Origin of the sequence: Bradyrhizobium sp. (genome assembly GCF_019244115.1) — a bacterium.
Lineage (GTDB): Bacteria > Pseudomonadota > Alphaproteobacteria > Rhizobiales > Xanthobacteraceae > Bradyrhizobium.
Map to the genome: position 1 here is coordinate 1 of NZ_JAFATE010000077.1, position 10,271 is coordinate 10,271.

Consider the following 10,271-nt stretch of genomic DNA (forward strand, 5'->3'; position numbering starts at 1 on the left):
ATCGGCGAGCGGCATCAGCTCGATCGCGGTGATCCCGGCGGCGGCGATGTCGTCGAGGCGGTCAATGACATCGAGAAAGCGGCCGCCCGCGGTGAATGTGCCGACATGCAGCTCGAGGATGACCGCGTCCGCCCAGGGCCGACCGCGCCAGTCGGCGGTGCGCCACTGGTAGGCATGATCGATCACTTCGCAAGAACACTTGACGTCCTCGGGCTGGAACGCCGAGGCCGGGTCGGGCACATCGAGCTCACCGTCGATGCGAAAGCGGTAGCGCGTCCCCGGACCGGCTGATGGCGCCGACAGCGTGAACCAGCCCTCCTCCCGCCGCTGCATCGGCTGCGGTCGATCGATCACCAGATCGACCCGCTCGGCGGATGGCGCCCACAGGCGGAATGTAACACCGCCTCTCGGTTCGAGACGGGGCCCGAACTGGCTGGTCATGTTCGTGAGGTCCTTGCAAACAATTTGATTGACCGCTTAAAGACCTCATGCTCGATCGCCTCGCGCGAGAAGAATGAGGCCGCCGCACCCCGCCATCATGGTGGCAACGTCCCTGGGAACCCGGGGTTCCACTGAGAGCCGTCCGCGCCGCGCGTGCGGACAGTTCGGCTCGACGCGATGCCATGCGCACGAGATCGGAGGTCATCGCGCAGCGAGGCGCGGTTAGGCTCCTATTCCGCCGCGAGCTTCTGATCGGTCATGCCGAGCGGCTCTGCGTCGTCAGCGCGGCGCTCGGATCTGGCGGACTACGCAGTCGATGCTCGACTGGTGCGTGCGGCCGGCTGCTTGCGTGCGGACGTGCCCGTCGCAAGTGTCATCGCTGTCCGTCGCGCCAGCGCAGGAAGTCGCTGTAGAGCTTGGCGGCCTGCGCGTGCGACACATTCCCGCTGCCGTTCCGCTGCGCCAGGAACCTGCGGAATTCCTCAGCCCTGACCGGCGTGGCAGCAGGCGCGGCGCCGGTTCGGGCATTGAGCCAATCCTGCGCCGGCTGGAAGCGCTGCAGTCCCGGGACGGCGGCGGATATCACGGTATCGCGCCATTTCGGGTGGCGCGGCGGCTCTTGCAGCTTCTCGATATTGTCGAACAAGGCATCGACGAAGCGGGCGACGCGCTTGTAGCGCTCGCTTTGCGCCGGCCAGTTGTAGACCATCAGCACCGTCGGGGCGGCAAGGGCGTCGACTTTGCTGCCCGGCGGCACCAGGTTCGGATATTCATCCGAGGAGAACGACTCCGGCAGGTAAACGTCCTGCAGCCTCCGATCATAGGGGATCGACAGCAGGTGAAATTTGCCGCCGTCGTTCTTGATGTTCTTGATCACCGGGGCGTTCTTGCCGACGCTTGCGACCCAGGCATCCCCTTCGCCGTTGAGCAGCTTCTGCAGCCCGCCGTCGGCATCCGTGTGTGAATCGATCTCCGCGGAGATGCCCAGCCGCCGGAAGATGATCCGGGCGGCCGGCAGGCCGATATTGCGCTCGGCGAACACGCGCTTGCCGTTGAGATCCTGCAGCGTGCGGATCTCCTGGCGCACCACGATGTGAACATCGTTGTGGAACAGCTGGGCGATGTAGCGGACGCGATTGTTTATGTCCGGAACATTGTATTCCGTCTTCACGAACTCCAATGCGTCCGAGACGACAAAGCCCATGTCGACATTCTTGAGCAGCATGATGTCGATGAGATTCTGGACCGAGCCCTTGCCGAGGATCGGCAGAACCCGGAGGTTCTCGCCGTCGTCGAGCACATTGGCCATGTCGGAGCCCATGACCGACATCGGGCCGCCCACTGGGGCTGTGATCACCGTTACGGTGCCTGCGTTGACGAGATCGCGCTGAGGCAGGTCGGAACTGATGATCGGGCTGGTCTGCTGCGCCATGGCCTGGCTTCCGAGGACAGCCAGCACGATGCAGATTGCTATATGCACCACGCTACGCACACGAAGCCTCCTTCCGGGCATTGCTTCGTATGCAGGTTGCGTTCAAACGCGGCGTAAGTTTGGCCCGGCGGTCGCCACTGTGGCGACAAAGCAGACGAATTTTCTGTTGCGCCTCACTCGCAACATACCTTGGTATGATTGCGGCGGCCGACGCAAGCAGTCGGCGGCAGTTGGGCCAAAGCGTTTTCGAGCGAAGTAGGTCCCAGTGCGCGTGAAGAAAACGCGTCGAAACGAGAATGTAGGGGCTCCGTTCCGATTCAATCGGAACGGAGGTTCTACGTCGTCACCGGCGGCACCAGCGCCTGGCCGGCCGCTGAATGCGGATACACGAAGATCGGAATCCTGAACCACGGCAGAAAGACCAGGTAGACGATGCAGAGGCAGAACGACGCTTCGCCGAGCGGGCTGAAGCGGGATCCCCTCCAAAGCACGGCCTCCGCACCCAATGCGCCGATGAATGCGCCAAGCACGCCGCAGGCATAATCCGGATAATATCTGGCGAGCGTGTGCACGATCGCGGGAACCTGGTCGCTGGCAGCCAGGGCTGCGAGCGCCGCGCTATCCCTGTTGCCGATCCACTCGCCGATGGCATAGCCCAGCGCCGAGGCGGCAAATCTGAACAGCCACGAGAACAGCGTGGCATGCGTCGACCAGAAGCAGAGTGCGTAATCCTGCAGTCCGATTGCGCCGAACGGCACCGTGGGCGAAACCCATCCCCTGTTCATGCCCATCGCAGGCCTCCGCTCTTCGGGCTCTCAAGATCGGTGTGATCAGGCTACTTCGACGGGAGACAATGGCATCATGATGAAGGGATGCGGTTGAGTCTTTGACGACGCGCGTCTGTCACATCAGCGCAACGCTTCGTGGTTTTTTGTCGTCATCGCTTTGATGACGCTCACAACCATGAGCTGCCACGATCGCCCAGAGCTCGCTTCCGATGACTTGCCTCTTCTGGACGCCCGGTCACGAGCGAGACGATTACGATCAACGTGGAATGGAAAGACGACCCGCCACCAGCAAATGGCAGCCTTACCCAAGGCTGCCGGCGGCAAGACGTGGGTCAACTGTCCCAGATAAGCCTTGGTCGCAATTACCAGGTGCTGTCGAACCACCCGAATCGGGGCTGCTGCGAAGCCAGGACCAGCGGGCGGCCGACATGCAGCTTGGCAACCTTGGTGACCTTGGTGACGACCTTCCGCTTCGGCTGAGGCTGAGCTTGAACCTGGGGCTGGGCTTGAGTCTTGAGGTCAGCCTTCTGCTCTTGTTTGGGTTCCGCGGGCGAGAACTGGGCAAAGGCCTCCCGGACACGCGACTTGGCGGTAATCGACGGCGCCTCCATCCTGGGCGAGGCCGGCGTGCCGGCCTGCGCGATGGCTACGGGCGCAGGCGCCGCGACCGGCGCCATGCTGGTGTCGAATACGACCCGTTCGGGCCACTTCTTGTCCGAATGGATCCGAATCGCCGGCTGCTCCGGATTAGAACTCAGCACATCCGGCAGCGGCTGTTTCGGAACCACCGCATTGCAGACGAACAGCAGTGCAAGCAGTGATCCACCAACGTACCCGAAATAGCGCAAAACAAGCATTTTTAGCCCCGTACCAACCACCCACGCGCAGCGGCCTGCGCAAACAACGGGCATATGGCTGTTGGTTGCCGAGCCAGCCGCCGGGTTCAACCCATGCGATAACTTTTCCGCTATCGATGGTTACCGGACGCGCCCCGTTGCCTGAATTGAACCAGACGAAATGAGCGGTAGAAAGGTAGGACCGGCTTACAGGGGATAGCCCTGTCGCCCGCTCGCCGTTATTAACATCGCACCACCAGAGCCAATGGGCTCCGGCCGCTCCGCCCCGATCCGTGTCCTGACCATCAGCAGGGAGACTATCACGATGCCAACCGTCACCTGGGACCATATTCATCTGCGCAGTCCCGATCCGGAGGCGACGGCGGCCTGGCTCCAAGACGTGCTCGGCGGCGAGATCATCCGCGGTGCCGGCCGCATCGACGTCAAGCTCGGCGGCGCCAATGTGTTCATCGCCCCGGTCAACCCGGGCGACGGCGTCAATACGGCGCCCGTGACGCCCTATCAAGGGCTCGACCATTTCGGGCTGACGGTCACTGACATCGACGCCGTGGCCGCCGAGATCAGGGCCAAGGGCGTCGAGTTCACCAAGCAGCCGACCACGATCCGGCCCGGCGTGCGGATCTGCTTCATCCGCGGGCCACAGGGGATCTCGATCGAGCTCCTCGAGCGCGACAAGAAATATGCCTGAGCGAAGTGCTCAGGCATGAGTTCTCAGGTCGTGCTTCCAGGCATCCGCCAACCGCTATGGCGGACGAGCCTTCTCTGCCGGGTCACGTCATTGACCCCGGCATGAAGCAGCGGATGGTCATGCCGAGATAGCCCCGGATCGGCCAGACCATGGTTCGCCCGATTCGGTTCGGCTCGGTGATGACAGCCTCGTCGGGGACGTCGATCCACTCCATCTCGCCGGTGTTGTTGGGAATGCGCACGCGATAATGTCCGTTCTTGCTTTCCCAGTCGGCATCCGAAATGGCGCTGCCGTCGGCATCCGAGCAACACGGACCCTTGCCGCTCCTGAGGCGATCGAACCATGCTTTCAATTCAGGACTGGAGTTGGCATACTGCCCGCGATCGCGCGCATGGCTGAATGACGAGACCAGCGCCATCGACAGCACCGCGCAGCTGATGCGAACCGCGGCTTTCCAGCGTGAGGCGCTGTGAGATGACTGACCAGCTTTCGTTCTGAGATACGCGTCACTCGATTGACGCGGCGCATGGCCGCCGGACTCGATCCAGTTGCTCATCTTCTCCTGCTCCTGCACCTACCCCAGGGGTGCACAGATCGCGATGCATTTAGCGGGCCAGTTTTTCTGGTGACCTGATTCCTTCGCATTGTCCTGTCTTGTGCGCGGACAAGACAGCGTGGGAAACACGGAGAATGCGTGGCCGGTGACGGGGTTCCACTGACTTTGCCGTGAACGCCGCCGCGGCAATGCTCACCGGTTCGCGCGTGATTCGCGGTGCCTACTCGGCCGCCTGCTCGACCGGCGCCGCACGCGGCAGAATCATCTGCACGCGCGTGCCGCCACCTGGTTCCGACTCGAGATCCAGCCGGCCGCCCAGACGATTCGTTACGATATTGTACACGATGTGCAGGCCGAGACCCGTGCCGCCCTGATCGCGGCGCGTGGTGAAGAACGGATCGAACGCGCGGCGGCGGACGTCGAGGCTCATGCCGCAGCCATTGTCGGAAAAGACGATCTCGACATGGTCGATGCCGGATGCACGCGCCTGAATGTCGATGGCGCCGGGCCCTCCACTCGGAAAGGCATGCGCGACCGCATTGAGAAACAGGTTGGTCAGCACCTGACCGTAGGGACCGGGATAGCTGTTCATCATCAGGTTCGGCTGGCAGTCGACGGTCAGGGTCAGCTTGTGCTTGCGCAGGCTCGGCCGCAGACTCATCACCACCTGCTCCGTCAGGTCGCCGAGATCGAAGCTGCGCATATCCGAGTAGTTGCGGTCCGCGGCGACCTGCTTGAAGGACTGGATCAGTTCGGCGGCCCGGTTGAGATTGGCGACGAGCTGCGAGGACGCGTCACGGCTGGTCGCGAGAAAGTCATTGAGGCTCGACTTCCTGAGGTCGCCGCGCGCGACCTCACCGGCAAACAGGCCGGCCTTGCGCTCCAGCGCCGATGCCACGGTCAGGCTGATGCCGATCGGATTGTTGACCTCGTGCGCGACGCCCGCGACCATGCGGCCGAGCGCAGCGAGTTTTTCGGCCTCGATCAGCGAGGCCTGGGTGTCGCGCAGGTTGCGCAGCGCGGTTTCTGCGGCCTCCTTGGCCTTGCGCATCTCCTGTTCGCCGCGCTTGCGCTCGCCGATGTCCAGCGCGACGGTGACGATGTGCTCGATCTCGCCGTCGATGTCGAGGAGCGGAAGCTTGTTGACAATCCATTGCCGCATGTTGCCCGCCGAATCCTGATATTCCTCCTCATAGAAGCCGAGTTCGCGTTTCAGCTTGAGCACGCGCTGGTCGTTCTCATCGGTCTTGCCCGCACCGTAGCGCGACATCAGCTCGCTGGTCGTGTGGCCGATCGCGTCCTTCGGCTCGATGCCGAAAATCCCGGCCATGTAGCGGTTCATCAGCACGTAGCGCAGATCGGGGTCCTTGACGTTGATCACCGCCGGAACGGTGTCGATGACCTGCTGCAGCAGCCTGCGGCCTTCGGCGATCGCGTCCTCGGCGCGCTTCTGGTCGGTGATGTCGCGCACCGTACCCTCATAGCGGACCACCTCGCCGTCTTCGTCGCGCACGACGGTGGCGCTGTCGGACAGCCAGCGGATTTCGCCGTCCTTGCGGAACACCTGGTACTCGAACTCGTGCACCACGCCGTCGCGATGCATCAGCCGCTGATATTCCGCGCGGGCCGAGGCGTGCACGTAGATCGACTGCGTCATGTCCCCGATATTGGCGATCAGCTGCTCCGGCACGTCGTAGCCCATGATCCGCGCCAGCGCCGGATTGGCGTTGAGCACGGTGCCCTCGGGCGTCGTCACATAGATTCCGTCGACGGATGCCTCGAACAGCTTGCGGTAGCTCTCTTCGGCGAGACGCTGTTCGGCGAGCGCGCGCAGCGCCGCCTCGCGCGCGGCGTCGGCGTCGGCCAGGGTGCGGCGGAACACCTCCGCGGCGCGCGCAATATCGCCGATCTCGTTGTTCACCTCGGTCGCCGGGATCGAGGTGTCCCTCCTGCCCGCGGCGAGCGCGCGGATGGCGACGGCGATCGAAGCCAGCGGACGGACGGTGCGCCTGACCACGAAGGCCGCGGCGAAGAAGGCGATCACCACCCCGATGGTGCCGAGCACGACGCTCTGCCATTTGGCTTCGGCGACGGTCCTCGCGAAATCGTGCGACAGCACCCGTCCGCGCCGCGACGAGAGCTCGCGCAGCAGTTCGGTGACGCGTCCGATCAGGCGGCCTTCGGTCCCCAGCACCTCCTTGTCCAGCCGCGCGATCTCGCCTTCGGTTCCGGCGATGGCAATGATCGCGTCGGCATAGGAAGCGGTTGCCGCACGCAGCGCCGGATCCTCGACTTGCAGCACGCGCATGCGCCTCGCCGTCGTCTCGGCGCCGGCCGGATCATGCGCCAGCAGGGCGGCCGTGATCTCGTTCTGCGCCCGGACCAGGGAATTGGCCTCGGCCCTGTCGGGCGCCTGGGCCAACGCCTGTTCGAATTGGGCCCGGGCCGGTGGCAGCATCGCGAGCAGTTCGGCGCGATGGGCAATCAGTCCCCCGACGCGCTCGATGCCATCGCGATAATTGGCGAGCCGCTGCGTCACGCCATCGATCATATCCTGCTGTTCGGGAGCAAGCTCCAGCCGCGTCTTCTTCAAGAGCGCGCTCAGATCGGAGGCGACCTCGCCGACCCGGTCGGGCTTGGCGCCCGGATCGGTCACGAAATCGCGCGCCGCGAGGCGCAGTTCGTTCATGCGTAGGTCGATCTCCTCGGCGATGTCGCCGACGTCCTGCAGCCGCTGCAGTTCCGCGAAGGTCGAATCGATGCGGCGGATCGCGATCACGCTGGCGATGCTGGTTGCCGTGATCACGGCCAGAAGCAGGAGAAAGCTGCCAAAGGTCAGCTGCCCGATCGACAGCGAATAGGATCTGACACGGCGCGTAACGGCCGAAAAGGCTTTAAGGATCATGGCGGGACCGGGCTTCAAAGCCGCAATATACGACGGATAGACGCCGGGGAGAACAAGCTGGGAACGCCATGACAATGGGGGCGGCACACCCCCGGAATAACACCGGGTCTCAGCCGATCTTCCCTGCCCTTCGTACCGGGACCGTCATCGCTGCGACGCCAGGAATGACGCAGGCCAGGCCGACCCACGCCGTGGGCGCCAGCGTCTCGCCCAGAAATGCCACGCTCAGGGCCACGCCGATCGGGACCCGCAAATAAGCCTGCGCCGTCGTGCCGACCGATCCCAGCGTCTGGATCAGCCGGAAATAGATCACGAACGCCGCCGCGGTCGAAAATACCGCAAGCGCGAGCAGCGCCAGGATCGAGGCCGCGGACGGCGCCGATGTCCACGGCCGCTCGAAAACGAGGCTCAGCGGAATCAGCATTGCGGTGCCGCTGAGCAGCGAGCCCGCGGCCGGCGCCATGGGATCGAGCCCCTTGAAGCCGCGGCTGAAGATCGCACCGCAGGCGTAGCAGACCGTTGCGATGACGATTGCGATCTCCGCCAGAAGTTGCTGTCCGACATGGTCCAGCGCCGACACGCCGACGATCAAGAGAATGCCGGCCATGCCGACGACCACGCCAATCAGCTTGCGCGCCGTCAGCGCCTCGTGCCGCGTCACGACAGCCGTGAACAGGAAGGCGAAGATCGGCGCGGCGGAATTGAGAATGGTCGCGAGCCCGGCATCGACGAAGCGTTCGCCCCAGGCGATCAGCGTCCAGGGAATGACGCTGTTGAGGCAGGCCTGGATCGCGAAACGAGACCAGGTGGCGCGGTCGCGCGGCATCTTGATGCCGCGCCAGCGCATGATGCCGAGCAGCAGCACGCCCGCAATCAGGGTGCGCGCTGCGATCAGCGTGATCGGCGCGATGGTGGCGACGCCGAGCTTGATGAAGCTGTAGGATGCTCCCCACAGCGTCGCGAGCAATAACAGCAGCGCAAGCTCGCCGGCGAGCGCCGGCCGCGGTGGACTTGCGGCTTCCATATCCGGATTTCCAATTCTCGAAGACGGTGGAGCGGAATTTACACGGCATGGAAATACGATTCTTCGATATCAAACGAAGTATGCTAGCCGAGCGCACCGACCTCAAAGACCTCGCCGTCATAGCCGGCCTCGCGCGGGATCACGAGCTGGCGGCCGCCATTGAGCCGCGTCATGACAGGCATGACGGTCACGACCGGCCTGCCGGTCGCCTCCGCGAGCGCGTCGGCAACACGCGCCTGCTTGCCGAGCTTGATCAGGTTGCGCATGGTCGGGAACGGCAGCTTGAAGCGGCCGCTGTCGCCACCCGCGAGCGCCTCCCGCGGCGACACCCAGATCGAATCGGTGGATTCCCTTCCGTCATGGGCGCCGAGTTGGTCCGGCGGCGCTGCGGCAAGAAAGAACCAGGTGTCAAAACGTTTTGGCATGCCCTCCGGCGTAATCCAGTGCGCATAGGGAACGAGCGCATCGAGCGCGAGCCGCAGATCATTCGCGATGAGCACGTCCAGGAACGTGATCTTACGCTCGTTCAACGCGGCGCGATGCGCCGCTTCGATCGCGCCTGCACGCGCTGCATCAATCAGGGCCGCCAGGCCCTTCGGCCGCGCCAGCAGGATGCCGCTTTCCTCAAATGTCTCGCGGATGCCCGCGATGCGAAAACTCAGGCTCGCCGCATCAAGTCCCTCCCCGCCCGAATAGAGCTCGCCCCGTTCGACGATCGCCTGATCACCTGTCTCGACGCTGCCGCCGGGAAACACCAGCGCGCCCGAGTTGAACTCGATCTGGTGGTGACGCACCATCATGAACACTTCGATCTCGGCCGCCGCCGTGCTGTCGCGGAGCAGCAGCACGGTCGATGCGGGACGCGGGGTCACGATCTCGGCCATCGCGATCTAGCCCGCGGCGCTCGATTGCGGCAGCAGGTTCGCGCGGCGATCGACCCGCGCGACGCGCGAGAGCAAATAGTCGACCTCGGCGCGCGCCGTCGGGGTGATGCCGGCGCCGGGCCTCCGCTGCGCGCTGGAGGCGATGATGCCGCGCTTCTGCAGCACATATTTGCGCACGGAAAGCCCCGCGCCCGGCTGCTGCTCGTAGCGGATCAGCGGCAGATGGGCGTCGAACAGATCGTGCGCCTCATCGCGCCGGCCCTCCTTCGAGAGCCGCACCACGTCGATCAGGAGTTCCGGGAAAGCATAGCCGGTCATGGCGCCGTCGGCGCCGCGCTCCATCTCGAAATCGAGAAACAGCCCGCCATTGCCGCAGAGGATCGACAGCGGACGCAGCGAGCCGTCCTTCTGGAAGCCGCGCAGGGTCGAGATTTTTTCCAGGCCCGGCCAGTCCTCATGCTTGAGCATCACGCAGGACGGGCTGTCCATTACGATCTTCTTGATAACGGCTGGCGTGAATTGGACCTGAAGCGTCAGCGGATAGTCCTGCAGCACCCAGGGAATATCCGGGCCGATCGCTTCCTGCGCCTGCTTGAAATAGCCGACAATCTGGTCGTCGGTGCGCAGATTCGGCGGCGGCGCGATCATCACACCGGCGGCGCCCGCATCCATCGAGGCCTTGGCGAGCGACCGCAT

The 10,271-nt window shown here is 64.3% G+C and carries 9 protein-coding genes and 1 pseudogene; 1 reads left to right on the forward strand and 9 read right to left on the reverse strand.

The features are described 5' to 3' along the window. The 4 genes and pseudogenes from JOZ76_RS03575 to JOZ76_RS03590 form a co-directional block, all read right to left on the reverse strand. Nucleotides 1-441, reverse strand: a pseudogene (locus tag JOZ76_RS03575) (malto-oligosyltrehalose trehalohydrolase); the annotation flags it as partial. Between the two features lie 373 nt (nt 442-814). Further along, on the reverse strand, nt 815-1,873 hold the full coding sequence (locus JOZ76_RS03580) for a TAXI family TRAP transporter solute-binding subunit (protein WP_291697257.1): 1,059 nt from the start codon (nt 1,871-1,873) through the stop codon (nt 815-817). A gap of 335 nt (nt 1,874-2,208) precedes the next feature. Next, a complete protein-coding gene (locus JOZ76_RS03585; protein ID WP_291697249.1) occupies nt 2,209-2,664 on the reverse strand; it encodes a hypothetical protein in 456 nt (151 codons plus the stop codon). Nucleotides 2,665-3,023: 359 nt separating this feature from the next. Next, nucleotides 3,024-3,518, reverse strand: coding sequence for a hypothetical protein (locus tag JOZ76_RS03590; RefSeq protein ID WP_291697250.1), 495 nt, complete (start codon nt 3,516-3,518; stop codon nt 3,024-3,026). Between the two features lie 304 nt (nt 3,519-3,822). Between JOZ76_RS03590 and JOZ76_RS03595 the strand changes: the two genes are divergently transcribed. Further along, entirely contained in the window at nt 3,823-4,206 is a 384-nt protein-coding gene (locus JOZ76_RS03595; protein ID WP_291697251.1) for a VOC family protein, read from the forward strand. Nucleotides 4,207-4,288: 82 nt separating this feature from the next. Here JOZ76_RS03595 and JOZ76_RS03600 read toward each other — a convergent pair whose 3' ends face one another. From JOZ76_RS03600 to JOZ76_RS03620, 5 genes are all read right to left on the reverse strand, one after another. Next, nucleotides 4,289-4,762: a hypothetical protein gene (locus tag JOZ76_RS03600; protein ID WP_291697252.1), complete on the reverse strand. Its 474-nt coding sequence runs from the start codon at nt 4,760-4,762 to the stop codon at nt 4,289-4,291. 220 nt (nt 4,763-4,982) lie between these two features. Then, nucleotides 4,983-7,667, reverse strand: a complete 2,685-nt coding sequence (locus JOZ76_RS03605; protein WP_291697253.1) for a PAS domain S-box protein — start codon at nt 7,665-7,667, stop codon at nt 4,983-4,985. A 109-nt stretch (nt 7,668-7,776) separates the two neighbouring features. Beyond that, on the reverse strand, nt 7,777-8,691 hold the full coding sequence (locus tag JOZ76_RS03610) for a DMT family transporter (protein ID WP_291697254.1): 915 nt from the start codon (nt 8,689-8,691) through the stop codon (nt 7,777-7,779). A gap of 83 nt (nt 8,692-8,774) precedes the next feature. Next, nucleotides 8,775-9,575 (reverse strand): NUDIX hydrolase, encoded by an 801-nt coding sequence (locus JOZ76_RS03615; RefSeq protein ID WP_291697255.1) that lies wholly within the window; start codon nt 9,573-9,575, stop codon nt 8,775-8,777. Between the two features lie 6 nt (nt 9,576-9,581). Beyond that, the coding region (locus JOZ76_RS03620; RefSeq protein WP_291697256.1) for a dihydrodipicolinate synthase family protein at nt 9,582-10,271 on the reverse strand (690 nt) is incomplete at its 5' end.